This window comes from Limnobacter sp. G6BE5S, from assembly GCF_058448965.1.
On record NZ_JBZFLM010000005.1, the window covers coordinates 311560 to 335959 of the forward strand.

A 24400-nucleotide genomic window follows, 5' to 3' on the forward strand; every position below is an offset into this window, starting at 1 on the left:
AAGCAACCCAGCTCCACAATTTTTCGGACCGAATTTCAATGAATTCTCCCTTGACCTACAAAGACGCCGGCGTCGACATGCAAGCCGGTGATGATCTGGTTGATGCAATCAAGCCCTTGGCCAAACGCACCATGCGCCCTGGCGTATTGGCTGGTATTGGCGGTTTTGGTGCCATGTTCGAGGTGCCCAAAGGTTACAAGGAGCCAGTGCTGGTTTCCGGTACCGATGGTGTGGGCACCAAATTGCGCCTGGCTTTTGAATGGAATATTCACAACACCGTGGGCATTGATTTGGTGGCCATGAGCGCCAACGACATCTTGGTTCAAGGCGCTGAGCCCCTTTACTTTCTTGACTACTTTGCCTGTGGAAAGCTTGATGTAAAAACAGCAGCCAGCGTAGTGGGTGGTATTGCTTACGGTTGCGAACAAGCCGGTTGTGCGCTGATTGGTGGTGAAACAGCCGAAATGCCGGGCATGTATCCCGATGGCGAATACGATCTGGCGGGTTTCGCTGTGGGTATTGTTGAAAAGTCTGAAATTCTGGATGCCAGCAAGGTAAAAGCGGGCGATGTTATTTTGGGTCTGGCTTCCAATGGCATTCACTCCAATGGTTTTTCTTTGGTGCGCAAAATCCTGGAACGTGCACAGCCCGATTTGAACCAGATGTGCGACGGCATGCCCTTGCGTGAAGCCATCATGGCGCCCACGCGCATGTACGTAAAGCCTGTGCTTGAGTTGATCAAGAAAGTGCCTGTTCACGCGCTGGCGCACATCACTGGCGGTGGACTGGTTGAAAATATTCCACGTGTGTTGCCAGACAACCTGGTGGCTGAGCTGGATCGCGGTACCTGGCCAGAAACTGAATTGTTCAAGTGGCTACAAGAAAACGGCCAGGTGCCGTTTGATGAAATGAATCGTGTGTTCAACTGCGGCATTGGCATGGTCGTGGTGTTGCCAGCTGAGCAGGCCAAGGCTGCAATGGATTTGTTGAGCGCTGCGGGCGAGAATGTTTATCAGGTGGGTGTTGTCCGCCCGCGTGTGGAAGGTGAAGCACACACCATCGTTAGACGCTAAGCCAGACGGGACAAAGCCCAGTCGATGTGTTCCTTCAGGAATGCATCGGCGCTTGAACGCATTTCAAGCAGCGATTCACGCATGCCGACAACGCCAACGCTATTTCCCGCGGCCACGGCCAAATTCCTCCTGAACCGTTTGTAACCGATTCGCCGAATGGCGCTGCCCTCGGTTCGCTTTAAAAACTCGGCTTCGGTCCACCGCATCATTTCAAACCAGTCAGGCTGATCGAATTCCTCTCGCGGATTGAAGTCGGCGTACTCTGCCGGTTTGGCAAATTTATTCCACGGGCAGGCCAGTTGGCAGTCGTCACAACCGTATATTCGGGTACCAACAAGCGGGCGTAGTTCAAGGGGTATTTCGCTGTCGTGTTCAATGGTCAGGTAAGAAATGCAAAGCCGGGCATCAACCTGATAGGGTTTCACGATCGCGTTGGTGGGGCAGGCTGTCATGCAGCTGTTGCAGGTGCCGCAGTGGTTTTTTCCAAATTCGCCGCTTAGGGGCAAGGGCATGTTGGTGAACACCTCGCCCAGAAAAAATAGCGAGCCTTCATCGGGGTGAATCAACAAGGTGTGTTTGCCGCGCCAGCCCAAGCCTGCTTTGCGCGCAATTTCTACTTCGGCTGTGGGGGCACTGTCCACAGCCACACGAAATCCGAAGCCTTGTACTTCCGCATTCACTGCGTCGGCGAATCGTTTTAATTGTTGGCGAATTACTTTGTGGTAATCCCGCCCCCGGGCATACAAACTGACATAGGGCTTGTCCCGTGCTTCAATCTCACTCAGGGTTTTTTCGCTGAATGTCGCCGCATCGGGTTGGTTCAGCGTTGTTTCAGGTACGTAGGGCACGCGCAGTGATACGATTCGAATCGCACCGGGAAACAGGGTGTCTGCATTCAGGCGATTCAGTCCGTGGCGCTCCATGTAGGCCATTTCGCCATGCATGCCTTGGTTAAGCCAGGCTTGCAAGTGTGGTTCACAGGCCTGCAAATTGGTGTCGCTTACACCCATGCAGCCCAAGCCCTGCTTTTTGGCCACACGCTGTAACAATGCCCAGTTCTCTTGTTCTTGATGAGCCTGCATGAAAACTTTTACCCGCTATTTACCCGACGACGCCGCAACCCACAGTGTAGGGGAAAAGCTGGCCAAACTTGCACAAGCACCGCTTCGCGTCTATCTTTCCGGCCCGTTGGGCGCAGGTAAAACCGCTTTGGTGCGGGCTTTTTTGCGGGCTTTGGGTGTGCAAGGTGCGGTGAAAAGCCCAAGCTATGCGTTGGTAGAACCTTACAATTTCTCGAATTATTCTGTGTATCACTTTGATTTTTATCGATTCTTCGATCAGAATGAATGGGAAGAATCTGGATTTAGAGATTATTTTGAGGAAAACGCCATTTGTTTGGTCGAATGGCCAGAGAAAGCAGGTGGTCTACTTCCCCAAGCCGATCTTGAAATTCAATTGAGTTATCACCAGCAAGCGAGCCCGGAAACAACGGGACGACGCATCGAGGTGAAGGCCCTGTCGATCAATGGGCAGCATTTGGTAGAAAAACTGAACGAACAACAATAGCCTATGAATTCGCGTCGCGACTTGTTGAAAACTGTTGGAGCAGGAATGCTCCTGAAACTGATTCCTGTGGGCGCATTGGCTGCCGACCAGGTGAAGTTTGTCGATGTGCGCCTGTGGCCCGCCGATGAATACACACGGGTCACGCTCGAGCACGCCGGCGCCATCAAGTACAAACATTTCCTGATTGAAAACCCCTGGCGCATGGTAATCGACCTGCTCGACATGCGGCTGGACAGCACACTGAAAGATCTGACAAGTCGCCTTCATCCGGATGACCCTTATGTTCAGCAAATTCGTGTTGGACAATACGATGCGAACACTGTCCGACTGGTATTTGATCTGAAAGCGGAAGTCAAACCCGAGATTTTCACCATTGATCCGATTGCAGAGTACAAAAATCGGTTTGTGGTCGATTTTTACCCGAAAAATCCAGCTGACCCTTTGTTGGCTTTGCTTCAGAAGTCTGACGACCCCGCCATGCGGGAAGATGAGATTTCTCGTGCCTTGCGTTTGGCTGAATCGGAAACAAACGGCAAGTTAAAGCTAGATGGTGCGTTGCCTGACAAAAACTCCAGCAAAACAGAAGTTGCCAAGGCTCAGCCCAATGCGCCAGTTGAGCAAAAAACCGTACCTGAATTGAAGCGTATGGTGACTGTTGCAATTGATCCCGGGCATGGTGGTGAAGACCCTGGCGCAGTTGGAAAAGGCGGCACCTACGAAAAAAATGTGGTGTTGGCGATCAGTAAAAAGCTGAAAGCAGAAATTGACAAAATGCCTGGCATGCGTGCCATGCTGACTCGCAACGGTGACTTTTTTGTGCCCTTGAACACACGCGTGCAAAAGGCCCGAAGCGTAAATGCGGACCTGTTTGTATCGGTGCATGCCGATGCTTTCATTCGTCCCACTGCGGGCGGCTCATCGGTCTACGTCCTGTCCGAGCGGGGCGCCTCAAGTACAGCCGCCAAATGGATTGCCAACAAGGAAAATGCCTCTGATTTGATTGGTGGCGTGAACATCAAAGGCACCGATGCGCAATTGGCAAGGGTTTTGCTCGATTTGTCCACCACGGCCCAAATCAATGACAGCCTGAAGCTGGGCGACGCAGTACTGGGTAACCTGGGTAAGGTCAATCGCTTGCACAAGCCCCGTGTTGAGCAAGCTGGTTTCGCAGTGCTGAAAGCGCCTGATATTCCTTCCATCCTGATTGAAACAGCATTCATCAGCAATCCGGAAGAGGAAAAAAAGTTGGCCAATTCGGTGCATCAGCAAGAATTGGCGGAAGCAATCGCCAAGGGCATTGCCAATTACTTTGCCAAGAACCCTCCAGTAGCGCGCACTCCACTCACTTAAACCCGGCTTGCTGGCACTTATAATGGGCGCATGAACCATCGCCCCATATCCCTGTTGCCCGATGTCTTGATCAGCCAAATTGCCGCTGGCGAAGTGGTTGATCGCCCTGCGTCGGTGGTCAAAGAGCTTCTTGAAAATGCATTGGACGCCGGTGCATCTGAAATTACCGTTCGCATCGATGGCGGTGGTATTCAAAGAATTTGTATTCAAGACAACGGCAAAGGCATCCCGCAAGACGAATTGGAGTTGGCGGTTACACGCCATGCAACTTCAAAAATCCAATCGCTCAATGAACTTGAAAGCGTGATGAGCCTGGGCTTTCGCGGAGAAGCTTTGGCCTCAATTGCCTCTGTGAGTCAGTTCACTTTAAGCAGTTATCCAAAGCATCAAGACAGCGCCTATAGCATCAGCAATCAATCCGGGCAGTGGTTGCTTGAGCCCTCTGCCGCCAGTCCCGGGACCACGGTTGATGTGCAATCGCTGTATTTCAGTACGCCAGCCCGTCGTAAATTCCTGAAAACGGAGCAAACCGAGTTTTTTCATTGCCTGGACGTTGTCAAACGCATGGCACTCGCCAATCCAGCAGTCACTTGGCTGGTGTATCGGGATGGCAAACTTCAAAGCCGCTTTCAGGAAAGCAGCTGGAGCGCGCGGGTCTTCAGTATTCTGGAAGCCATGGCCAACGGCGCTTCAAAACCAATCGATGTGCACGCTGCCGACATGCAACTACATGGTGCAGTGGGTTTGCCCGACGCGGCCCGTGGCAAGGGCGACATGCAGTTTTTCTATGTGAATGGCCGTTTTGTGAAAGACAAGTTGATCAACCATGCGGTGAGATCAGCTTACGAAGACGTGTTGCATGGGGACAAGTTTCCATCGTTCGTACTCTTTTTAAACCTTCCCGCCAATGAAGTGGATGTGAATGTACACCCTGCAAAAACCGAGGTGCGTTTTAGAAATGCCCGGGCGGTACACCAATGGGTACGTCATTCGATTCAGGCCTGCCTCGCACCGTCCAGGGCAGTAGTGCCACTTAGCGATTCGCCTGCCAGTGCCGATCAGGTCGCTGCGTCGACCCCAGTCAGCAGCAATGTGTGGCGTTCGTCCACGGGCTCAGCCCCCGTGGTGCAGGTTCAGGCCAAAAGCGCAGCGCTCCCTTTCTTGCGCGAGGAGCTGGCTGACTACATTCAGGCGTATCGCCCACTTGAACCGGCACCCCGGCCTGTACAGATCACCGCACAACCCAAAGAGCCACAGGCAGAGCCACCTCGCACCGCTGAAGATGCGGAATATTTGGGGCAGGCGATTGCACAGGTGCATGGCATTTATATTCTTGCTTTGCGCACGGATGGCATGGTGGTGGTTGACATGCACGCAGCCCACGAGCGGGTGTTGTATGAGCAGTTCAAGAATGCGCTCGACAATCAACAAACCATTTCATCTCAAGAGTTACTGGTGCCTTTGTTGGTTCAAATTGATCCACGCCTGGCCAGCGAGGTCGACAATGGGCAACACCTATGGGAAAAGCTCGGGTTCAGGTTGAGCCTGATTTCAACGCAAGAAATTGCCGTGCGTGCCGTGCCCTCCATGTTGGCGGGCCAGGATTTGTCAGCGTTGCTGCAACAGTGGCTTGAGGACCTGCAGCTGTATGGCGTAGCCCATGTGCTTGAACGCCAGCGCAACGAATGGTTGGCGGGGCTCGCCTGCCACACAGCCGTGCGTGCCAATCGCAAGCTCACCATACCCGAGATGAATGCGCTCTTGCGTTCCATGGAACGAACCGAGCGCTCGGACCAATGCAATCATGGCAGACCCACTTGGCGCCACTTCAGTTTGTCTGAAATGGACAAATGGTTCTTGCGCGGTCAGTGAGCAGCACCATGACTCCCGCAAGCACAGCTTCCATTCCCGCTTTGGCTGTACTCGGGCCAACCGCATCGGGAAAATCGGCGTTGGGCCTTTGGATGGCCGATCAAGGTTTTCCGATCGAAATTATCAGTCTCGATTCTGCGTTGGTGTTTCGCGACATGAATATAGGCACTGCCAAGCCGACGCCCCAGGAATTGGCCTTGGTGCCCCACCATTTAATCGACATCATCACGCCCAGCGACACCTTTAGTGCGGCCGAATTCGTCATTCAATGCCATGCACTGATCGCCGACATACGCGCTCGGGGCAAAGTGCCCGTTATTTTGGGCGGAACCATGATGTATTACAAAACACTGGTCAGTGGCATGGACGATCTTCCTGTCGCCAACGCTGAAATTCGGCAGGCCATTGAGCAACAGGCCCTGCAAGAAGGCTGGCCTGCCATTCACGCCCGCCTTGCTGAGGTAGATCCCGCCACGGCCCAACGTTTGAAGCCCAATGACTCTCAGCGATTGCAACGTGCGCTCGAGGTCTTTCAAATTACAGGTCAACCTCTGTCAAGTTTTCATCAGCGAGACCAACAGGCTGATTTACGCATTCCCACGCTGGCGATTGAGCCCTCTGACCGGGCTGTGTTGCACAAGCGCATTGAATCGCGTTTTCTCACCATGCTGGATCAGGGGCTTGTTGAAGAGCTCATTGAGCTTCGGCACAATTATGTGTTGGACGAAAGCATGCCTTCCATGCGCTGCGTGGGGTACCGGCAGGTGTGGGAACACTTGCACGGCCACTGTACCCGGCAAGACATGATAGACCGCGGAATTGCAGCCACCCGACAATTGGCCAAGCGGCAAATCACCTGGCTGCGTTCAACAGCCAACAAAGAGGTGGTAGATCCACTGCAAGCTGATTGGCTTGAGTCAGTTAAACCCTGGATACACAGGCAGATCGAGGCATTGTTGCCCTGAAAGGTCGCGTGTGCTTGGTCTGATTACAGCGGAAAACGCTGCGCAAGGGCAAATACCAACGGTAGGGTCATTGCAGCCCCCACGGTCGACATGGAAATAAGGCAGGCCACCAACGGTGCATTTCCGCCCATTCTTGCTGCCAGAATATAGGCACTGGATGCCGATGGAATGGCGGAAAACACCAGCAGCACAACAGCCTGTTCTTCTGGCAAATTCATGAAGTGTGCGTACAACATGGCAAGCAGCGGCGAGACCATCAGTTTGATGAATAGCCACCAAATAGACACGGCCCAATTTCCCTTCAAACCGGAAAACACCAACCCCGATCCCACTGCCAGCAAACCCAGTGACACGGCGGCTTGTGCAAGCCGTTCCAGTGTCAGCATCATGGGTTCTGGCACCTGAACACCCAGCAGTTTGGCGGCAATGCCCAGGCTGGTGCCAATAATGAGTGGGTTCTTCAAGATTTCAAGGAAGGCGGTAAATCGCCCACCCTTGCTCATGGTGCCAACAGCCAGCACATTGCACAGTGGCACACCAAGGGCCAGCAAAATGGCGATATTCGCGACAGCTGATTGCCCGCCCAGGCGACTTGCCAGGGCCAAGCCGATGTAAGAATTAAACCGGTAAGCGGTTTGCAGGCCCGACGCAAAATCCACCCGTCCCATTTTGCTGACCAGCAGACCCAGCCACCCAAGCAAAAATGAAGCGAAAATAACTGCGGGGCCGCCCAATGCAAATGAGCCCACGGTGCTCACGTTGAAATTGCTCGATACCACCGAGAAAAACAGCAAACAAGGAAACAGCACGAAATACACCAGTTTTTCAATGGTGACCCAAGCTGCAGGTGCCATCCAGAAGCGACGTAGCAAGTAGCCCAGCGCGATAATGGCGAAATCAGGAAAAAGAAGCAGTGGAGACAATGGAATGTATCTGTTTTACCAATAAAAAACCCACCCTAGGGTGGGTTTTTCGATCAGGTCTGGGGTGAATGCCAGCCCGCTTCCGGTTTACACCGAGAAAGAGGATCCGCAGCCACAGGTTGTTGTGGCATTTGGGTTCTTAATCACGAATTGTGCGCCGTTGATGTCTTCTTTGTAGTCAATTTCCGCACCAGTCAAATACTGGTAGCTCATTGAATCGATCAGAAGAGTCACTCCGCCTTTGTCCAAAGCGGTGTCGTCTTCGTTCACGTCTTCATCAAAGGTAAAACCGTATTGGAAACCAGAGCATCCACCACCCTGCACGAATACGCGCAACTTCAAGTTGGGGTTGCCTTCTTCATTGATCAGATCGCGCACTTTGGCTGCTGCTGAATCGGTGAAGACCAATACGCTGGGTTGTTCTGTCGTAGTTACTTCCATCATGTCCTGCCTATGTGCTGGATTTTACTTGCTTGATGCCAATGCCAGCTTGCTTGGCACCACTGCTTCATTTTCGTGATGCAAGGTGCCATCAACAACAGCACCTGGATGCATCTCTAATGCCCTATATCTTACGTCACCTGAGACATTTGCGGAAGGGTGAAGTTCCAGAAGCTGATTGGCTTCTATCGGGCCCTCGATCAGACCGCTGACCACCACATGGCCCACGCGCACGCTACCACGCACTTTGCCGGTCTCGGAAATGACCAAAAGTGATTGTGAGCTTTCATCGGCCACCACGTTGCCATCTACCTCGCCGTCAATGCGCAGGCCGCCTTTGAAGTGCAAATCCCCTTTGAGCACCATGTCGGCACCAACCAAACTTTGAATGGGCAGCAGTCGCTTTGTATTTTTCTTCGAAAACATGTGTAAACCCCTTCACAGTTTGATAGTTGATTGGGCGCGAATGGCACCCGCATCCAGAATTCTCATTTCTACGCTTTGCAGCTTGCTGTCTTCCGGAAGGGAAAACATGCCCGATACCCTTGAAAAACGGGTCAGTGTGATTTTGAACTGGGGATCTTCTGAAGACGCTGCGTTCGGTAAAACTATGACACTGGATCCGTCTTTGTTCAACACTTTAATCAAGACCTGCACATTCAGGGTAATCTCCGGGCGCTGGCTACCCTGAATCACGAGTGCCTTGTAGCGGTATTGACCAGGAACCGTGTCCTTGTTCACTTGCAAACGCTTTAATGAAATAGCTCCCTGGAGGCTGCCCGGAATAAAACCTTCAAAAAACGCCAAGTCCTCTTTTAATTTCGCATTTTCTGATTCCAGGTTGCTGATCAGCAAATTCAACTTGCTGCGCGCCTCCTTGTCCAGTTTCACCAGCTCATTGGTACGTGAAATATCTTCCTGCATCTCGATGGTTTTGGTTTGAAGCTCAGCAAGTTGAGCATTCAACACTTCGATTTCCTGCGTAGAAAACAAGCCCTGTATAACGTTGCCTTTGGGGCCCCAGAGCGCATAGGCTGCGCATGCGCCCAAAATGACAAGGCCCAGCAGCAGGCCATAAGCGAATGCAAACCTGGAGGATCGTTTAACTCCTGGAAGCAGTGTTCGACGTGAATGATGTGTTTTTTTTGGGTTCAAACTACGAAATCCTGGTTATTAAGGCGACAGCGGCAGCTGTTCCAGGCCCATGTGTTCGGGCAGGTCAAACATCGCATTCATGGCCTGAACGGCCTGGCCTGCTGCACCTTTCACCAAGTTGTCGATCACTGAAACAATGACCAGGGTGTCGCGGCCTTGCGGGCGATGCAAGGCAATGCGCACAAAGTTTGAGCCGCGCACTGACTTGGTTTCTGGGAGGGAGCCCTTTGGCATCACATCCACAAAGTACTCTTTGGCATAGTGCTGCTCGTAAAGTGCCTGAATGTCGGTGTTTTTGCCCTGTTCGTTCAGTTTCACGTACGTGGTTGCCAAAATACCGCGCACCATGGGCACCAAGTGGGGGGTGAAAGTAATCTGGGTTTTCCGGCCCGAGATCAATTCCAGGCCTTGTTCAATTTCTGGCAAGTGGCGGTGGCCGCTTACTCCGTAGGCTTTAAAACTTTCAGCAGCCTCCGAGAACAAAGAGCCTACCGTGGCTTTGCGCCCAGCACCGGAAACGCCCGATTTGCAATCGGCCACAATGCTGCTTTCGTCGATCAATGGCGTATCCGCAGCAAGGAGTGGCTTCAAGGCCAATTGCACGGCAGTGGGGTAGCAACCTGCCAGACCCACCAGTTTGGCTTTCTTGAGTTCAGTGCGGGCCGACTCCACCAGGCCATAACAGGCTTGGCTGAGTAGTTCGGGTTCAGAGTGTGGCATGCCGTACCACTTTTCAAATTCAGCGGTATTTTTCAGGCGAAAATCTGCGCCCAGGTCGATGACACGAATGCCAGCGTTCACCAGTTCAGCGGACTGGGCCATGGCCACGCCATGGGGTGTGGCGAAAAACACCACGTCACAATCTTTCAGTGATTCAAACTTAGGCTCTGTAAAAGCGATGTTCACGCGCTTGCGCAGGGCAGGGAACATGTCGGCCACAGGTTGGCCCACTTCGCCGCGCGATGTGATTGCTTTCAGTTCGGTCTGCGGATGCAGGGCCAACAGGCGAAGAAGTTCAGAGCCTGTGTAACCGGTTCCGCCGACAATGCCTACCTTGATCATGACTAATCCTTGTGCTGAAAAGAAAAAAAGCCGCACATTTGTGCGGCTTTCGATTGTAACCCAGCTGGGAGGGCTGCTGGGTGTAAGCGTACTTTGATTATTAACGCTTGTTTTATCGCTTGGAGAACTGTTTGCGACGACGAGCGCCACGCAGACCCACTTTCTTACGTTCAACTTCACGTGCATCGCGAGTCACCAGGCCTGCTTTGGACAGGGTTGGCTTCAGTTCTGCGTCGAAGTCGATCAAAGCGCGAGTCAGGCCGTGACGAACTGCACCAGCTTGGCCAGTTTCGCCGCCGCCGCGCACGTTGACTTTGATGTCGAAAGTTTCAACGTTCTCGGTCAATACCAAAGGTTGACGTGCAACCATTTGGCCTGTTTCGCGAGAAAAGTATTCAGTCAAAGGCTTGCCGTTCACGATGAACTGGCCAGTACCTTTTTTGATAAAAACACGGGCCACTGAGCTTTTGCGGCGACCGGTTCCGTAATTGTATTCACCAATCATGGTTCACCTCAGATTTCAAGTGGCTTGGGTTGTTGTGCGGAATGCGGGTGCTCTGCTTCTGCGTAGATCTTCAACTTCTTGATCATCGCATAGCCCAGAGGACCTTTTGGCAACATGCCTTTCACTGCTTTCTCCAGCGCGCGGCCGGGGAAGCGTTCTTGCATCTTGTCAAAGTTTGTTTCGTAAATACCGCCTGGGTAACCAGAGTGACGGAAATACTTTTTGTTCAGGCCTTTGGTGCCTGTAACACGCAATTTACCGGCGTTTACAACAACAATGAAGTCGCCTGTGTCGATGTGCGGTGTGAACTCAGGTTTGTGTTTACCACGGAGGCGGCGTGCAACTTCACTGGCTACACGTCCCAACACCTTGTCGGTGCCGTCGATCACAAACCACTCTTGTTTAACCTCACCGGGTTTCGCTGAGTAGGTTTTCATGATTTTTCCTTAAAGATAAAAAAGTGCTTTTTACCTGTCTCCCTACTTGTACATGCAGCCCACAATTAATATGCAGGTCGGCAGCCGAAGGGCTCTCCCAACAGGTAACCCGCGATTTTAGCAAAGTTTTTTGCTTTCGGTTAAACTTTTTTGAGTGTTGGATAAAAAAAAACCCAAGCACTGTGAAGTGCTTGGGTTTAATCCACCAAAGGAGGAGGGTGGAGGAGACAACTTTGCACTGTGAAAGAAACTCTGCGATTGATGTTTCGTGGTTCATTCAAGTGACTACAATTTGAATTCTAGAGACATTTCTGTTGCGGCGCAAGAGTCTGTTTTTGTTGTCCGAAAAAAGCAACTTATTCCACAATTTAAAAGTGGTTTAAAAAATGCCAACAAAAACAATAGCTTGTATTTAAAACTAGTGACTGAATAGTTATTTGTTAATTCAATCTAATAAAATAGAGCAGTTTTTCAACTTCTCTTCACCAAATATTGTGCAATGCATAATGAGTGATTAATCATAAATAAGGAGCTTTATGGAAGCCGAAGTTAGCTGGTCCGGGTTGCCCGGCATGTCATTTGTGGCCACAACCGGCAGTGGTCATATGTTGTGTATGGACGGAGCGCCAGATGGCGGGGGCAATAACCTGGCTCCGCGTCCCATGGAAGTGGTGTTGGCGGGCACTGGTGCATGTACGGCTTACGACGTGGTGTTGATACTTCGCAAAAGCGGACAAGACATTCGCGACTGCAAGGTGAAAATGAGTGCAGAGCGCGCTGAAGAAGCCCCCAAGGTGTTTACCCGGATCAATTTTCACTTTCAAGTGATCGGCAGGGGGTTAAAGCCCAATCTGGTTGATCGGGCCATCAAGTTGTCGCACGAGAAGTATTGTTCAGCCTCTGCCATGCTGGGCAAAACGGCTGAACTGGTGTTCACGCACGAAATTATTGAAGATTAAATTTTCTGCGCAAGTGTGGTCATGACCTTTGACATGGCGGTCATGGCCAGTTTTACAGGCATGGGCAAATTGTTGGCGCCCTGGTCAATGGCAGTTTGCCCGTGCTCAATTTCATCCTGGCGCATTTGTTCCAGAATTGCCCGTGATTGCTGATCGCCTGCAGGCAACCTGCCCAAGTGGTCATTCAGGTGTTTTTCAACCTGTTTCTCGGTTTCAGCCATGAAACCCAAGCTCACCTTGTCGCCCAAGGTGCCCGCTACAAACCCCAAGGCAAACGCGCCGCCGTACCAGAATGGGTTCAACAGACTGGGGCGCGCGCCCAATTGGTCAAGCCTTTCCTGCGTCCAGGCCAAGTGGTCTGCTTCTTCTTTGGCCGCGTGATCGAACAGGGCTTTCTTTTCAGGATCTTTGCTGGCCAAGGCCTGCGCCTGGTAAAGCGCTTGCGCGCAAATTTCGCCAACATGGTTGACGCGCATCAAACCAATGACTTGTTCTTTTTCTGCGTCGCTTAATTGCTCGGCACGCAGATTTTGCCCGGCGGGGTTTGGGCGCTGTGCCACGGGTGTGGCTGCGAGTGTTTTCAGGGCTTTGTCGACTTCACTGAGCACTGCATCCACAGAGGGGAGTTTCGGAAGTGCAGGCAAACCCGGAAAACCGGGAAAGCGTGGGGGTTGATTTGGCATTACTACGCACCAATCCTGTGTTTTTTCAACGAAGTCTTCATTTTAGCAAGGGATACACGTAAAATCCGCGGCAACGCGCAACGATTTACAACGTCCCCGTGTTGGCTCCTGTTTCTGTTCTGAAGCAGGTCTGCTTCATGGTGGCATATTTTAGGCAAACCATGACTTCCAAGAAAAAACTCTTCATCAAAACCTTTGGCTGCCAGATGAACGAGTACGACTCCGACAAAATGGCCGATGTGCTGGGCGTCTCTGATGGGTTGGAGCGGACCAATACCCCCGATGATGCGGACATTATTTTGTTCAATACCTGTTCGGTACGTGAAAAAGCGCAGGAAAAAGTATTCAGCGATCTTGGTCGAGTCAAGCACCTGAAAAAATCCAATCCCAACCTCATTATTGGGGTGGGTGGCTGTGTGGCCAGTCAGGAAGGCAGGGCGATCGTTGAGCGCGCACCTTATGTGGATGTGGTATTTGGTCCCCAAACCCTGCATCGCTTGCCGCAACTGATCAAGCAGCGTAGGGACACTCACAGGCCCCAGGTTGATATTTCCTTTCCTGAAATCGAAAAATTCGACAACCTGCCCTTGGCCAAAAACACCGGTGCCACAGCCTTTGTTTCCATTATGGAAGGTTGCAGCAAGTACTGTAGTTTCTGCGTGGTGCCTTACACACGCGGCGAAGAAATTTCCCGCCCTTTCGACGATGTGCTCATGGAAATTGCTGACTTGGCAGATCAAGGTGTGCGAGAGATCAATTTGTTGGGGCAAAACGTGAATGCCTACCGCGGCAAAATGGGTGAAACTGCTGAAATTGCCGACTTTGCCCTGCTGTTGGAATATGTGTCTGAGGTGCCAGGCATTGAGCGTATTCGTTTTACCACCTCGCATCCCAAAGAGTTTGGTCCGCGCTTAATCGAATCATATGCCAAGCTTCCCAAGCTTGTGGATCACCTTCATTTGCCGGTTCAAGCGGGTTCCGACCGCATTTTGGCTGCCATGAAGCGCGGTTACACCGCACTCGAGTACAAGTCAATTATTCGCAAGCTGCGTGAAATTCGCCCCAATATCTCCATGTCTTCCGATTTCATCGTAGGCTTTCCCGGCGAAACTGAAGCTGACTTCGAGAAAACCATGGATTTGATCAACTCCGTGGGTTTCGATACCTCTTTTTCCTTTGTTTACAGCCCTCGGCCGGGCACGCCTGCCGCTGATCTGGAAGACGGTGTCGACCAGATCACCAAGCTCAAGCGTTTGGCCCGTCTACAGAAAACAATTCAAGACCACGCCACCAGCATCAGCAAGTCCATGCTGGGCACGCGCCAGAAGGTGTTGGTGGAGGGACCTTCCAAAAAAGACCCTGCTGAATTGGCTGGCCGTACCGAGAACAACCGGGTGGTCAACTTTGCCGGAAATCCCCGCATGGTGGGGCAAATCGTTGAGTTGGACATTGTGGAGGCCTATCCCAACTCCTTGCGTGGACTGGTGCCAATCACGGCTGCCTGATATCCGTCATTTTTTTCGGTTATCCTTGAGCCGTTATTGTTTGCAGAGGTTTATCCTCCCCCATGTCAGAATCGAGTCCGTTGCAGGTCCCCAGTAAAAAAGAGCGGGGCCTGCTAGAACGTTTGTCTTCACTGCTACTTCGAGAGCCAGAGGACAGAGAGCAGTTGCTGGAAGTCCTTCAGCAGGCTCATGAAAGAAACCTGCTGGACGCCGATGCGCTTTCAATGATTGAAGGCGTCATGCAGGTTAGCGACCTTTCCGCAGGCGACATCATGGTGCCCCGCGCTCAAATGGACGCCATCAACGCCGAAGATTCCATCGATCAAATCGTCGCTTTTGCGGTAGAAAAGGCTCACTCGCGTTTTCCGGTCTATGAAGGCGAGCGCGACAATGTGATTGGTGTGTTGTTGGCCAAAGATCTTCTGCGCATTCATGCTGATTCTGAGGTCAATTTGCGCGACATGCTGCGCCCGGCGGTGTTCATTCCCGAAAGCAAGCGCTTGAATGTGCTGCTTCATGATTTCCGCCTGAACCGCAATCACATTGCCTTGGTGGTCGATGAATACGGTGGGGTGGCTGGCTTGCTGACCATCGAAGACGTGCTTGAGCAAATTGTGGGTGACATTGAAGACGAATACGATTTCGATGAAGAAGCCGACAATATTGTGAGCCTGGGCGGCGATCAGCTTGGTGTGTATCGCGTCAAAGCCCTGACCACGATTGAGCAGTTCAATGAAACATTTGGAACGACTTTTTCAAACGAACATGCGGATACATTGGGCGGACTGTTGACCGACCACTTGGCGCGTTTGCCAGTGCGTGGCGACGTGGTTGAGTCGCCACCTTTCCGCTTCGAGGTGTTGCGTGCAGATGCAAGGCAGGTGCATTTGCTTCGAGTTCAAAAAATAGAACCTGCTCCAGACACCCTTGATTCCAACCCATCCGCTGAAAATTCCGACTCCGACAGGCCCACTTGATGTACTCCTTTTTTGCAGGCGCACTTTTGGGAGCGCCTTGGGCGTTGTCGTTTGCCCCGATTTCATTGTGGTGGCTAGGGCTGCTGTTGCTTGCGGTGTTGCCATTTGTTGCACTTAAAACACGTCGGCCCTGGCTAACAGGTTTGGCATTTGGCTGGTCGGCTTATGGGGTTGGTGTTTCCTGGTTGCATATCAGTCTGCATACTTATGGTGGCTTGCCATCGTTGCTGGCCTGGGCGGCTATCGCAGCGTTTACCCTGTATTTGGCACTTTTTCCTGCCTTGGCGCTGTGGTTCTACAACCGATTTATGTCCACCAATGCAGCATCCCCAACCGGGGAAGTGTTTAATGCGTTGTTGTGGGCTGCGTTGTGGACCTTCTTTGAGTGGGCCCGGGGTACCTTCATGACTGGTTTTGCCTGGTTGGGTTTGGGCGATGCCTTGGTCGATTCTCCATTTACCAATTTGTTACCGTGGCTCGGCAGCTACGGCAGCTTGTTTGTTCTCATGCTGATTGGGCATTTGCTAGTGTCATTTGTGCTTACGCGCCGCAGTGGTTTGGCCTTGGCCGCGTCCTCTGTGCTGGTCGCTGCGCTGGTATTGGTGCAGTTACCGGTGACAACCCAAAGTGCAGGTCCGTTGACGGTGGTGGGGGTGCAAACCAATGTGGATCAAAGTATCAAGTTTGATCCCGAATTGATTGTGTCGAACATGCAAAAAACCTTTGCCCTTGGCGACACGGCCAAGCATGAGTTGGCCCAGCAAGGCGGTGGATTGCTTGTGTTTCCGGAAACAGTCAATCCTTTGGTGTGGACCGACACCCCCGAGGAATGGCGAACTACATTTCGTGACTTTGCCACTCCGGGGGAAACAGCTGTGGTTATGGGGTCTGCAATTCAAGAGGGTTCACGGTATTTCAATTCAATTGTTATGTTTCAAGGCGATGAGGCGCTGAATGACCTGGAGGTGCCCAAAATACGGCACGACAAACGGCATTTGGTGCCTTTTGGTGAATTCATTCCATTGGGTTTCAAGTGGTTTGTTGCCATGTTGAACATGCCCATGGGCGAGTTCACTTCAGGCTCGGGCCCACTGAAGCCCTTCTTGGTCGATGGCAATGCCTTGGCATCTACAGTGTGTTACGAAGACATTTTCAGTGGGGAGTTTGCAGGTTTGGTCGCCAATTCCACGCAAGAGCCAACGCTGTTTGTGAATTTAAGTAACCTGGCCTGGTTTGGTCAATCCTGGGCACTTGATCAGCACGCGCAAATGGGTCGAACCCGGTCTGCCGAGCACCGTAAGCCTGGATTAAGGGTGACCAACACGGGGATGTCTGGCTTTGTGAACGAGCATGGGCAGTGGGCTTTGCGGGTCGATCCCGGAAAGGCACTGGTGTGGTCGGGGCAAATCGAGGGTCGATTGGGGCAAACCTTCTTTGCGAAGTGGGGCAATCGCCTGTGGTTTTCGATTTGGGGAGTAGTCCTTCTACTGCTGTGCGTGCGTGAATGGCGCTTGAAGGCTTACAATAGAGCCCATTAAATCAATCTCAAGAACTTACACTGCCATGTCAATTAGTCCAATCAACGAAATTGTTGAAGAAATGCGTGCGGGCCGCATGGTCATTCTCGTCGATGAAGAAGACCGTGAAAACGAGGGCGACCTTGTGTTGGCCGCCGATTTTGTTACGCCAGAAGCAATCAATTTTATGGCCAAATATGGCCGGGGCCTGATTTGCCTGACATTGACCGAAGCCCGTTGCCGCGAATTGGGCCTGCGCCCGATGGTGGCTGCCAACGGTTCTTCGCATGGCACCAACTTTACCGTGTCCATCGAAGCTGCTGAGGGTGTGTCCACTGGCATTTCAGCGGCTGACCGTTCCCACACCATTCGTGTGGCAGTCAACAAAAACGCAAAGCCCGAAGACTTGGTTCAGCCTGGCCACATTTTTCCGCTGACTGCCGTAAACGGTGGTGTTCTCATGCGAGCCGGCCACACAGAAGCAGGCTGCGATTTGTCTGCAATGGCTGGTTTAAGTCCAGCTTCCGTGATCTGCGAGATCATGAAAGACGACGGCACCATGGCCCGTTTGCCCGATCTGGTCGAGTTTGCCAAAGAACATAACTTGAAGATCGGTACCATTGCCGACCTTATTCAGTACCGCAGCACCAAAGAATCCCTGATCGAGCGCATGCACGAACGTGTCATTGACACCGTGCAGGGCCAGTTCAATTGCATTTCTTTCCGTGACAAGCCAACGGGCAGCGCACATTTTGCGCTTGTGTATGGCCAGTTGAACCCGGATACAGAAGCCTTGGTGCGTGTGCACGAACCCACCTCGCTGATCGACTTTCTGGAAGTGAACTTGTCGGAGCACTCATTCTCGATTCCCGCAGCCATGAAGAAAGTGGTGGAAGAAGGGGCAGGCGTCATTGTGCTGCTGAACTGCGATGTCTCCTCTGACCGCTTGTTGGGGCAGTTTGCTTCGCTCGACGACATTGAGCAGCGTGGCACAACCGCACGCAAGGGCGCTGGCTCGAACCCGGACCTGCGAACCTACGGTATCGGCGCACAAATTTTGCGCGATTTGGGTGTGAACAAAATGAAATTGCTGTCCCGGCCACGGAAAATGCCAAGCATGACCGGGTTTGATTTGGAAGTGTCAGGTTATGTCAACGGAGAAACGAAATGAGCAACAGTCCAGGAAGTGTGCCTGCTAATTTGAACGGCGATGGCATTCGTGTGGGTGTGGTTCAGGCCCGCTTCAACGAAGAAATCACCAATGGCCTTTGGGCTGCCTGTTGCAGCGAGTTGCTGCGTTTGGGTGTGTTGAACGAGGATATTTTGCACATTACCGTGCCAGGTGCCATGGAAATTCCAATTGCCTTGCAGCGACTGGCTTTTTCAGGTGAATTCGATGCCCTGATCGCTTTGGGCGCCGTGATCAAGGGTGATACCTATCATTTCGAGATTGTTTGCGGCGAGAGCGCGCGCGGCGTTTCAAGCGTGGCTTTGGCGCACGACGTGCCTGTGGTCAACATGGTTCTGACCACCTACACCGAAGAACAGGCCATTGAGCGCATTGAAGACAAAGGTGTCGATGCAGCGCGTTGTGCCGTGGAAATGGGCAATTTAATGATGACGCTGGACGACAACCTGCCCAGTGCTGATGACGAGGAAGAAGACGATGAGTGAAGCCAGCAGGCCTGAATCAGGCAAGAGGCAAGGGCACACACGCAACGCTCGACGTCGATCCCGCGAATTGGCCTTGCAGGGTTTGTATCAGTGGTTTTTGAATCCCACCGAGGTTGGTGAAGTGGATGCGCACATTCGCAACGCCCCCGGTTTCGACAAGGCTGACCGTGAACACTATGAATCGCTTTTGCATGGTTCTGTTCATCACCTTGAAGACTTGATGCATCAAATCCAGCCATTCATCGACCGACCTTGGGGTGAACTCAGCCCGGTTGAAAAGGCTGTTTTGGTACTTGCCAGCCATGAGATGAATACCCATGCTGAAATTCCCTATCGGGTTGTAATCAATGAGGCTGTCGAACTCACCAAAACCTTTGGGGGTACCGACGCTTTCAAGTTCGTCAATGGCGTGCTCGACAAAGTAGCCGCTCAGGCGCGTGATTCCGAAATCAAGGCCCAGGCGAATAGTCAGTCCAGCTAATACTCAAGAGGCGTTTTGGAATTCGACCTTATTCATCGCCATTTCAAAACGCCTTTTGGCCCGTTGGCGCGGGCCAATGCTGACACAGTCTTGCTTGGTATTGGCGATGACTGTGCCGCACTTCAAATTTCTCCGGGTCAGAATCTATTCACCTCCACCGACACCTTGGTTGAAGGTGTGCATTTCTTTTCCGACGATGCGCCGCGCACAACAGGCTGGAAAGCACTGGCTTGTAATCTGTCGGACTTGGCTGCCAGTGGGGCCACGCCATTGGGATTCACCCTGAATTTAAGTTTGCCCGAGGTCGATGAAACATGGCTTGCCGGTTTTTCGGCAGGTTTGCTCGAGGTGGCCACCCGATTTAACTGCCCACTTGTGGGTGGTGACACCACGTCTGCCGGGTTGAATACTTTGAAAACCGTGTCGATCACCGTGTTTGGGCAAGCGGCCGCATCTCACCGCGGGTTCAACCGGGGGCATGCAAAAGCGGATGAGGGAATCTGGGTTAGCGGCACCCCCGGGCTGGCTCGGCTCGGGCTTTTACTTGAATACCAAAAGCGTGGCCGTTTGGCGGAATGTTGCCGGGGTGCCGAGTTGCAAATGGTCCAGGCCTTGTTGGCCGTATTGCCCGAACATCTGGTTCGGCAGGCTGTGAGCCGGCTTGAAATGCCAGTGCCGCGAATTGAACTTGGGTTGATGCTTCACGGCCTGGCTAGTGCCTGTCTGGACCTGTCCGATGGTCTAAGTGGCGATCTGGCTCATGTTTTAAAAGCCAGTGAAGTTGCAGCCGTACTTTCTCAGACAAGCCTGGAGTCCATTTGGCGGCATCTTTGGCCCGAAATTGATCAACACGCTGATGTTGCCGGGTTGTTGAAAACGCTGATTGCACAAACCTTGAAAGGCGGTGACGATTTCGAATTGTGCTGGACAGCCCACCCGCGACATCGCGATGCAATACAATCCTTGGGCGCGGGTCTTCATTGTGTGGGCATTATTGAGCAGGGAAGCGGACTGTGGCTTCGAACCCAGGGAGAAGAGCGCAAGCGTATTTCTGGAACTTCTTACAATCATTTTGCCGAGAGCAAGAATTGACCTCAAACCACAGTCGCAGACCGAATTGGCGTTTTATGTTGGCCCACCCGGCTCACTTGTTGGCCTTGGGTTTTGGCAGTGGTTTGGCGTGGTTTTTGCCGGGAACATTCGGCACACTGATGGGTTGGCTGTTATACCTGTGGCTTGATCCCTACCTGGCTGGTAGCCAGTGGGTTTGGGCAATAGCTGGTGCCTTCTTGGCGGGCGTGTGGGCTTGCCAGGTTACGGGCAAAGCTTTGGGAGTTATTGATCACGGCGGCATTGTATGGGATGAAATCGTGGCAATCTGGCTGGTGTTGTTTGTGGCCTCCAACCACTTTTCCGGTCCAGCTGCCCAACTGGCCTGCGTGGCGCTTTTCCGGTTTTATGACATGGTGAAACCGCCCCCCATCCGTTGGTTCGACCGACATTGGAAAAACGGTTTTGGTGTTATGTTCGACGACATCGTGGCGGCCTTCATGACGCTGCTTACACTGGCGGTTTATTTGTATTTTTTGAAGTGAACCGATTTTCCAACCTATTACGGGGAGCCTCTTGAGCAATCCAGACCAAGCACTTTTGCTGCAAATTGCGGACACATTCAATGCATCGGCTGGCAAACTCGGCGTGGTCGAGTCTTGCACGGGTGGTGGGCTTGGCGCGGCATTGACCAGTATTTCGGGTTCAAGTGACTGGTTTGAGGGTGGGCTGATTACCTATTCAAACAAAGTCAAAATGAAGTCAGTGTATGTTCGTGAGTCCACGTTGGAGCAACACGGGGCAGTCAGTGAAGAGTGCGTCAAAGAAATGGCCAATGGGGGCATGATCGCATTGGGTGTGGATTGTTGCCTGTCTGTGTCTGGCATTGCCGGGCCAGGGGGTGGTTCAGCCAACAAGCCCGTGGGCACAGTGTGGTTTGGCTTGGCGGTGCGGCACAGGTCAATTGAAGCTTTTCACCATGTTTTTGAAGGAGATCGTGACTCCGTTCGCCAGCAGGCAGTACAGGCCGGGTTAACTATACTTTCAAAAGTATCACTCAAAAAGGCTGTATAGATTTACAGTAAAAACTGTGCAATAATTCAGAAATCGAAACCCAATTCAGTTGAAGGCAGACCATGGAAGATCTCAGAACAAAGAACCAATCCTCAGAAAAAGTCAAAGCCCTGGCCGCCGCGCTTAGCCAAATCGAGAAGCAGTTTGGCAAGGGCAGTATCATGCGTTTTGGTGAAAATGAGATCATCGACGACATTCAGTCGGTATCAACCGGTTCCTTGGGTCTCGATATTGCCTTGGGCATCGGTGGCTTGCCACGTGGCCGCGTCGTCGAAATTTATGGGCCTGAATCATCTGGTAAAACCACTCTGACTTTACAAGTAATTGCTGAAATGCAAAAACTTGGCGGCACCTGTGCGTTTATCGATGCTGAACACGCGCTCGATGTTCAATACGCTTCCAAATTGGGCGTTAATTTGCCCGATCTGCTGATTTCCCAGCCTGACACTGGCGAGCAGGCACTGGAAATTGTTGATGCTTTGGTTCGTTCGGGTTCGGTAGACTTGGTCGTCATTGATTCGGTGGCAGCGCTAACCCCCAAAGCCGAAATTGAAGGTGATATGGGCGACTCACTGCCTGGCTTGCAAGCCAGATTGATGAGCCAGGCCTTGCGCAAATTAACGGCCAACATCAAGCGTACAAATTGCCTGGTTGTCTTTATTAACCAAATCCGAATGAAAATTGGTGTCATGTTTGGCAGCCCGGAAACCACCACAGGTGGCAACGCCTTGAAATTCTATTCGTCTGTTCGTCTGGATATTCGGCGAATTGGTGCGATCAAAAAAGGCGACGAGGTTATTGGCAGTGAAACCCGCGTCAAGGTGGTTAAAAACAAGGTAAGCCCGCCATTCAAACAAGCTGAATTCGACATTTTGTACGGTCAAGGTACGTCTCGAGAGGGGGAGGTTGTTGATCTGGGCGTGTTGCATGGCTTCGTAGACAAAGCCGGTGCTTGGTATTCCTACAATGGCGAGAAAATTGGTCAAGGCAAAGACAACGCCCGTGACTTCCTGAAGGCCAATTCCGCAATGTCTGCCGAGATCGAGAACAAAATTCGTGAAAAGCTCGGTGTGCGTTTGCTTGAGGCTGCAGCGTCAGCCCCAGTTGCCAAGAAGAAGAATGAAGTCGAAGACGCCGAGTAAGCGTTCTTTCGGGGGTGCCACAGGCTTGAGCAAGCCCGTGGCCTCCGCCAAATCAAAGGCTGTTGCACTGCTCGCCCGAAGGGAGCACAGCCAGTCAGAACTTCGAGCCAAGTTATTACAACGCGGATACGAGTCCAGTGAAGTGGAGGAGGCCATTGAGTGGGCTACTTCACACCAATTTCAGTCTGATGAGCGTTTTAAGCTGAGTCTGTTTCGCAGGCGCGCGCCCACCTTCGGTGATAGGGCGATCACGGCTGAATTGGGACAACACGGTTTGGGCGACGTTAAATCGATTTCAGAAACAGACTCCGACGCACATACCCTGACCGGTGAAGAGGACAGGGCCTATGACTGGATCAAACGCAGACAGTTCTCAAGCCTGGGCACTGTGTTGAACAGTGATGCGGGAATCGACCAGGCACAACTGTTAACTTTGAAATCCAAGGTATACCGAGGACTTTCCGCTCGCGGGTTTGAATTTGGCAACATAGAACGCGCCTGGCGTCGCATTCTAGCTGAGTTCAAATCCAATGCGTGATATCATCTCGCTCGGCTTATGTGTTTCCATAGAAGTGATAGTCTAGTTAAATAACGAAGCGTTATTCAACGACACAAGAAGCAAAGAAAGAGATGGATAAAAACCTTCATAGCATGCTCGGCATGCCTCGTCCTTGCCTCGGCTTTACGTCCGAGAACCCGCTTGCGCTGTCACGCGAAAAAAACACTCTCCACTTTACAATGTTGTCAGTTCAGTCGCCTTGTTGCGTCTAGCCGATTTGCATTAACTTTCCCAGCAAGGAATTCAAATGAAGATTCACGAGTATCAAGGCAAGGAAATTCTGAAGAAGTACGGTGTGGTTGTGCCAACCGGCTACCCCTGTTATTCAATCGACGAGGCCATGGCTGCCGCGGAAAAACTGGGTGGTCCGGTGTGGGTCGTGAAGGCGCAAATCCATGCGGGTGGTCGCGGCATGGGCGGTGGCGTGAAGGTTGCCAAAAGCCTGGCAGATGTAAAAACTTATGCAAGCCAAATTCTGGGCATGCAGTTGATTACCCACCAAACCAGCCCCGAAGGCCAGAAAGTCAGTCGCTTGCTGGTTGAAGAGGGCGCCGACATCAAGAAAGAATACTATGTGGGTATGGTCGTCGACCGTGTTACCCAACGCGTATGTGTCATGGCGTCAAGCGAAGGCGGCATGGAAATTGAAGAGGTTGCAGAGCACACGCCCGACCTGATTCACAAAGTGTATGTTGATCCCGTATCTGGTTTGACCGACGCAGAAGCTGACGATTTGGCTGTAAAAATTGGTATCCCCGCCGGTTCGGTGGCCAAGGCACGTGTCGCATTTCAGGGTTTGTACAAAGCCTTTTGGGAAACTGACGCCAGCCTGGCCGAAATTAACCCGCTCATTCTGACTGGTTCAGGCGACATCATCGCCCTGGACGCAAAGTTGAACTTTGATTCCAACGCTTTGCATCGCCACCCTGAAATCGTAGCCTTGCGAGATTTGGCTGAAGAAGATCCGGCAGAAATCGAGGCCAGTAAGTTTGACCTCAGCTACATTAGCCTAGACGGTAACATCGGTTGTTTGGTCAACGGCGCTGGTTTGGCCATGGCCACTATGGATACCATCAAATTGTTTGGTGGCGAGCCAGCCAACTTCCTGGATGTGGGTGGTGGTGCCACAACCGAGAAAGTGACTGAAGCTTTCAAAATCATGTTGAAAAACCCCAATCTGAAGGCCATTTTGGTGAATATTTTCGGCGGCATCATGCGTTGCGATGTGATCGCAGATGGCGTGGTTGCTGCATCGAAAGCGGTGGGTTTGTCGGTTCCCTTGGTAGTGCGCATGAAAGGTACGAACGAAGATTTGGGCAAGAAAATTCTGGCCGAATCTGGTTTGCCGATCATTGCAGCGAACACCATGGGTGAGGCTGCTCAAAAAGTGGTGGCTGCTACCAAAGGTGCCTAAGCGCCTGGTGCTCCAC

The 24400-nt window shown here is 52.1% G+C and carries 27 protein-coding genes; 18 read left to right on the plus strand and 9 right to left on the minus strand.

The features are described 5' to 3' along the window. Nucleotides 1-38 precede the first annotated feature (38 nt). Nucleotides 39-1073, plus strand: a complete 1035-nt coding sequence (purM, locus tag ACVL1J_RS11180) for a phosphoribosylformylglycinamidine cyclo-ligase (RefSeq protein WP_341236256.1) — start codon at nucleotides 39-41, stop codon at nucleotides 1071-1073. On the opposite strand, the gene queG is transcribed toward purM, so the two are convergent. Further along, nucleotides 1070-2155: a tRNA epoxyqueuosine(34) reductase QueG gene (queG, locus tag ACVL1J_RS11185; protein WP_341236255.1), complete on the minus strand. Its 1086-nt coding sequence runs from the start codon at nucleotides 2153-2155 to the stop codon at nucleotides 1070-1072. The genes purM and queG overlap by 4 nt on opposite strands. On the opposite strand from queG, the gene tsaE reads away from it, so the two are divergent. Genes tsaE through miaA form a run of 4 tightly spaced genes read left to right on the plus strand, consistent with a single transcriptional unit; the run spans nucleotide 2154 to nucleotide 6826 of the window. Then, the gene (gene tsaE, locus ACVL1J_RS11190) at nucleotides 2154-2639 is read left to right on the plus strand and encodes a tRNA (adenosine(37)-N6)-threonylcarbamoyltransferase complex ATPase subunit type 1 TsaE (RefSeq protein WP_341236254.1); all 486 of its coding nucleotides are present in this window, start codon (nucleotides 2154-2156) and stop codon (nucleotides 2637-2639) included. The two genes, queG and tsaE, sit on opposite strands and share 2 nt — an antisense overlap. 45 nt (nucleotides 2640-2684) lie before the next feature. Next, on the plus strand, nucleotides 2685-3989 hold the full coding sequence (locus ACVL1J_RS11195; RefSeq protein WP_491665339.1) for an N-acetylmuramoyl-L-alanine amidase: 1305 nt from the start codon (nucleotides 2685-2687) through the stop codon (nucleotides 3987-3989). A gap of 30 nt (nucleotides 3990-4019) precedes the next feature. Further along, entirely contained in the window at nucleotides 4020-5861 is a 1842-nt protein-coding gene (mutL, locus tag ACVL1J_RS11200; protein ID WP_341236252.1) for a DNA mismatch repair endonuclease MutL, read from the plus strand. Nucleotides 5862-5869: 8 nt separating this feature from the next. Further along, the gene (gene miaA, locus ACVL1J_RS11205; protein ID WP_341236251.1) at nucleotides 5870-6826 is read left to right on the plus strand and encodes a tRNA (adenosine(37)-N6)-dimethylallyltransferase MiaA; all 957 of its coding nucleotides are present in this window, start codon (nucleotides 5870-5872) and stop codon (nucleotides 6824-6826) included. 23 nt (nucleotides 6827-6849) lie between these two features. Here the strand turns inward: miaA and ACVL1J_RS11210 are convergent, their stop codons facing one another. The 7 genes from ACVL1J_RS11210 to rplM all read right to left on the minus strand — a co-directional run bounded on the left by ACVL1J_RS11210 (nucleotide 6850) and on the right by rplM (nucleotide 11349). Beyond that, nucleotides 6850-7749, minus strand: a complete 900-nt coding sequence (locus ACVL1J_RS11210; protein ID WP_341236250.1) for an AEC family transporter — start codon at nucleotides 7747-7749, stop codon at nucleotides 6850-6852. Between the two features lie 87 nt (nucleotides 7750-7836). Further along, nucleotides 7837-8193, minus strand: a complete 357-nt coding sequence (gene erpA / locus ACVL1J_RS11215) for an iron-sulfur cluster insertion protein ErpA (RefSeq protein ID WP_159568322.1) — start codon at nucleotides 8191-8193, stop codon at nucleotides 7837-7839. Nucleotides 8194-8214: 21 nt separating this feature from the next. After that, complete coding sequence (locus ACVL1J_RS11220; RefSeq protein WP_341236249.1) at nucleotides 8215-8616, minus strand: bactofilin family protein; 402 nt, start codon at nucleotides 8614-8616, stop codon at nucleotides 8215-8217. 12 nt (nucleotides 8617-8628) lie between these two features. After that, nucleotides 8629-9345 (minus strand): DUF6776 family protein, encoded by a 717-nt coding sequence (locus ACVL1J_RS11225; RefSeq protein WP_341236248.1) that lies wholly within the window; start codon nucleotides 9343-9345, stop codon nucleotides 8629-8631. An 18-nt stretch (nucleotides 9346-9363) separates the two neighbouring features. Continuing rightward, a complete protein-coding gene (gene argC / locus ACVL1J_RS11230) occupies nucleotides 9364-10407 on the minus strand; it encodes an N-acetyl-gamma-glutamyl-phosphate reductase (protein WP_341236247.1) in 1044 nt (347 codons plus the stop codon). A 112-nt stretch (nucleotides 10408-10519) separates the two neighbouring features. Next, the gene (gene rpsI, locus ACVL1J_RS11235; protein WP_159568326.1) at nucleotides 10520-10912 is read right to left on the minus strand and encodes a 30S ribosomal protein S9; all 393 of its coding nucleotides are present in this window, start codon (nucleotides 10910-10912) and stop codon (nucleotides 10520-10522) included. Nucleotides 10913-10920: 8 nt separating this feature from the next. After that, entirely contained in the window at nucleotides 10921-11349 is a 429-nt protein-coding gene (gene rplM, locus ACVL1J_RS11240) for a 50S ribosomal protein L13 (RefSeq protein WP_008251461.1), read from the minus strand. 536 nt (nucleotides 11350-11885) lie between these two features. Between rplM and ACVL1J_RS11245 the strand changes: the two genes are divergently transcribed. Beyond that, nucleotides 11886-12308 (plus strand): OsmC family protein, encoded by a 423-nt coding sequence (locus ACVL1J_RS11245; RefSeq protein ID WP_105027035.1) that lies wholly within the window; start codon nucleotides 11886-11888, stop codon nucleotides 12306-12308. Here ACVL1J_RS11245 and coq7 read toward each other — a convergent pair. Continuing rightward, entirely contained in the window at nucleotides 12305-12991 is a 687-nt protein-coding gene (gene coq7 / locus ACVL1J_RS11250) for a 2-polyprenyl-3-methyl-6-methoxy-1,4-benzoquinone monooxygenase (RefSeq protein WP_341236246.1), read from the minus strand. The two genes, ACVL1J_RS11245 and coq7, sit on opposite strands and share 4 nt — an antisense overlap. Nucleotides 12992-13152: 161 nt before the next feature. Between coq7 and miaB the strand changes: the two genes are divergently transcribed. The 12 genes from miaB (at nucleotide 13153) to sucC (ending at nucleotide 24384) form a co-directional block, all read left to right on the plus strand. Beyond that, on the plus strand, nucleotides 13153-14496 hold the full coding sequence (gene miaB / locus ACVL1J_RS11255) for a tRNA (N6-isopentenyl adenosine(37)-C2)-methylthiotransferase MiaB (RefSeq protein ID WP_341236245.1): 1344 nt from the start codon (nucleotides 13153-13155) through the stop codon (nucleotides 14494-14496). 62 nt (nucleotides 14497-14558) lie between these two features. Next, the gene (locus ACVL1J_RS11260; protein WP_341236244.1) at nucleotides 14559-15473 is read left to right on the plus strand and encodes a CorC family transporter; all 915 of its coding nucleotides are present in this window, start codon (nucleotides 14559-14561) and stop codon (nucleotides 15471-15473) included. Further along, entirely contained in the window at nucleotides 15473-17011 is a 1539-nt protein-coding gene (gene lnt / locus ACVL1J_RS11265) for an apolipoprotein N-acyltransferase (protein ID WP_341236243.1), read from the plus strand. Before ACVL1J_RS11260 ends, lnt begins: the two co-directional genes overlap by 1 nt. A gap of 25 nt (nucleotides 17012-17036) precedes the next feature. Then, nucleotides 17037-18161, plus strand: coding sequence for a bifunctional 3,4-dihydroxy-2-butanone-4-phosphate synthase/GTP cyclohydrolase II (gene ribBA, locus ACVL1J_RS11270; RefSeq protein ID WP_159568331.1), 1125 nt, complete (start codon nucleotides 17037-17039; stop codon nucleotides 18159-18161). Next, a complete protein-coding gene (ribH, locus tag ACVL1J_RS11275; protein WP_341236242.1) occupies nucleotides 18158-18664 on the plus strand; it encodes a 6,7-dimethyl-8-ribityllumazine synthase in 507 nt (168 codons plus the stop codon). Before ribBA ends, ribH begins: the two co-directional genes overlap by 4 nt. Continuing rightward, a complete protein-coding gene (gene nusB, locus ACVL1J_RS11280) occupies nucleotides 18657-19145 on the plus strand; it encodes a transcription antitermination factor NusB (protein WP_159568333.1) in 489 nt (162 codons plus the stop codon). The genes ribH and nusB overlap by 8 nt, the downstream gene beginning before the upstream one ends. A 15-nt stretch (nucleotides 19146-19160) precedes the next feature. After that, complete coding sequence (gene thiL, locus ACVL1J_RS11285; RefSeq protein ID WP_341236241.1) at nucleotides 19161-20237, plus strand: thiamine-phosphate kinase; 1077 nt, start codon at nucleotides 19161-19163, stop codon at nucleotides 20235-20237. Between the two features lie 35 nt (nucleotides 20238-20272). Beyond that, nucleotides 20273-20740, plus strand: a complete 468-nt coding sequence (locus ACVL1J_RS11290) for a phosphatidylglycerophosphatase A family protein (RefSeq protein WP_159569569.1) — start codon at nucleotides 20273-20275, stop codon at nucleotides 20738-20740. 31 nt (nucleotides 20741-20771) lie between these two features. Further along, entirely contained in the window at nucleotides 20772-21269 is a 498-nt protein-coding gene (locus ACVL1J_RS11295; protein ID WP_159568335.1) for a CinA family protein, read from the plus strand. A gap of 62 nt (nucleotides 21270-21331) precedes the next feature. Then, a complete protein-coding gene (gene recA / locus ACVL1J_RS11300) occupies nucleotides 21332-22411 on the plus strand; it encodes a recombinase RecA (RefSeq protein ID WP_159568336.1) in 1080 nt (359 codons plus the stop codon). 25 nt (nucleotides 22412-22436) lie between these two features. Next, nucleotides 22437-22949, plus strand: coding sequence for a regulatory protein RecX (locus ACVL1J_RS11305; protein ID WP_491665340.1), 513 nt, complete (start codon nucleotides 22437-22439; stop codon nucleotides 22947-22949). A gap of 268 nt (nucleotides 22950-23217) precedes the next feature. Further along, complete coding sequence (sucC, locus tag ACVL1J_RS11310) at nucleotides 23218-24384, plus strand: ADP-forming succinate--CoA ligase subunit beta (RefSeq protein ID WP_159568338.1); 1167 nt, start codon at nucleotides 23218-23220, stop codon at nucleotides 24382-24384. Nucleotides 24385-24400 lie beyond the last annotated feature (16 nt).

Excerpts from the sequence above, each read along its gene's own strand:
- ACVL1J_RS11195 (WP_491665339.1), top strand. The coding sequence starts at position 2,685 with ATGCTCCTGAAACTGATTCCTGTGGGCGCATTGGCTGCCGACCAGGTG.
- ACVL1J_RS11290 (WP_159569569.1), top strand. The coding sequence starts at position 20,273 with ATGTTGGCCCACCCGGCTCACTTGTTGGCCTTGGGTTTTGGCAGTGGT.
- ACVL1J_RS11245 (WP_105027035.1), top strand. The coding sequence starts at position 11,886 with ATGGAAGCCGAAGTTAGCTGGTCCGGGTTGCCCGGCATGTCATTTGTG.
- erpA (WP_159568322.1), bottom strand. The coding sequence starts at position 8,193 with ATGATGGAAGTAACTACGACAGAACAACCCAGCGTATTGGTCTTCACC.
- ACVL1J_RS11220 (WP_341236249.1), bottom strand. The coding sequence starts at position 8,616 with ATGTTTTCGAAGAAAAATACAAAGCGACTGCTGCCCATTCAAAGTTTG.
- nusB (WP_159568333.1), top strand. The coding sequence starts at position 18,657 with ATGAGTGAAGCCAGCAGGCCTGAATCAGGCAAGAGGCAAGGGCACACA.
- lnt (WP_341236243.1), top strand. The coding sequence starts at position 15,473 with ATGTACTCCTTTTTTGCAGGCGCACTTTTGGGAGCGCCTTGGGCGTTG.
- tsaE (WP_341236254.1), top strand. The coding sequence starts at position 2,154 with ATGAAAACTTTTACCCGCTATTTACCCGACGACGCCGCAACCCACAGT.
- mutL (WP_341236252.1), top strand. The coding sequence starts at position 4,020 with ATGAACCATCGCCCCATATCCCTGTTGCCCGATGTCTTGATCAGCCAA.
- ribBA (WP_159568331.1), top strand. The coding sequence starts at position 17,037 with ATGTCAATTAGTCCAATCAACGAAATTGTTGAAGAAATGCGTGCGGGC.
- coq7 (WP_341236246.1), bottom strand. The coding sequence starts at position 12,991 with ATGCCAAATCAACCCCCACGCTTTCCCGGTTTTCCGGGTTTGCCTGCA.
- rplM (WP_008251461.1), bottom strand. The coding sequence starts at position 11,349 with ATGAAAACCTACTCAGCGAAACCCGGTGAGGTTAAACAAGAGTGGTTT.
- miaB (WP_341236245.1), top strand. The coding sequence starts at position 13,153 with ATGACTTCCAAGAAAAAACTCTTCATCAAAACCTTTGGCTGCCAGATG.
- miaA (WP_341236251.1), top strand. The coding sequence starts at position 5,870 with ATGACTCCCGCAAGCACAGCTTCCATTCCCGCTTTGGCTGTACTCGGG.
- purM (WP_341236256.1), top strand. The coding sequence starts at position 39 with ATGAATTCTCCCTTGACCTACAAAGACGCCGGCGTCGACATGCAAGCC.
- queG (WP_341236255.1), bottom strand. The coding sequence starts at position 2,155 with ATGCAGGCTCATCAAGAACAAGAGAACTGGGCATTGTTACAGCGTGTG.
- recA (WP_159568336.1), top strand. The coding sequence starts at position 21,332 with ATGGAAGATCTCAGAACAAAGAACCAATCCTCAGAAAAAGTCAAAGCC.
- sucC (WP_159568338.1), top strand. The coding sequence starts at position 23,218 with ATGAAGATTCACGAGTATCAAGGCAAGGAAATTCTGAAGAAGTACGGT.
- ACVL1J_RS11260 (WP_341236244.1), top strand. The coding sequence starts at position 14,559 with ATGTCAGAATCGAGTCCGTTGCAGGTCCCCAGTAAAAAAGAGCGGGGC.
- ribH (WP_341236242.1), top strand. The coding sequence starts at position 18,158 with ATGAGCAACAGTCCAGGAAGTGTGCCTGCTAATTTGAACGGCGATGGC.
- rpsI (WP_159568326.1), bottom strand. The coding sequence starts at position 10,912 with ATGATTGGTGAATACAATTACGGAACCGGTCGCCGCAAAAGCTCAGTG.
- argC (WP_341236247.1), bottom strand. The coding sequence starts at position 10,407 with ATGATCAAGGTAGGCATTGTCGGCGGAACCGGTTACACAGGCTCTGAA.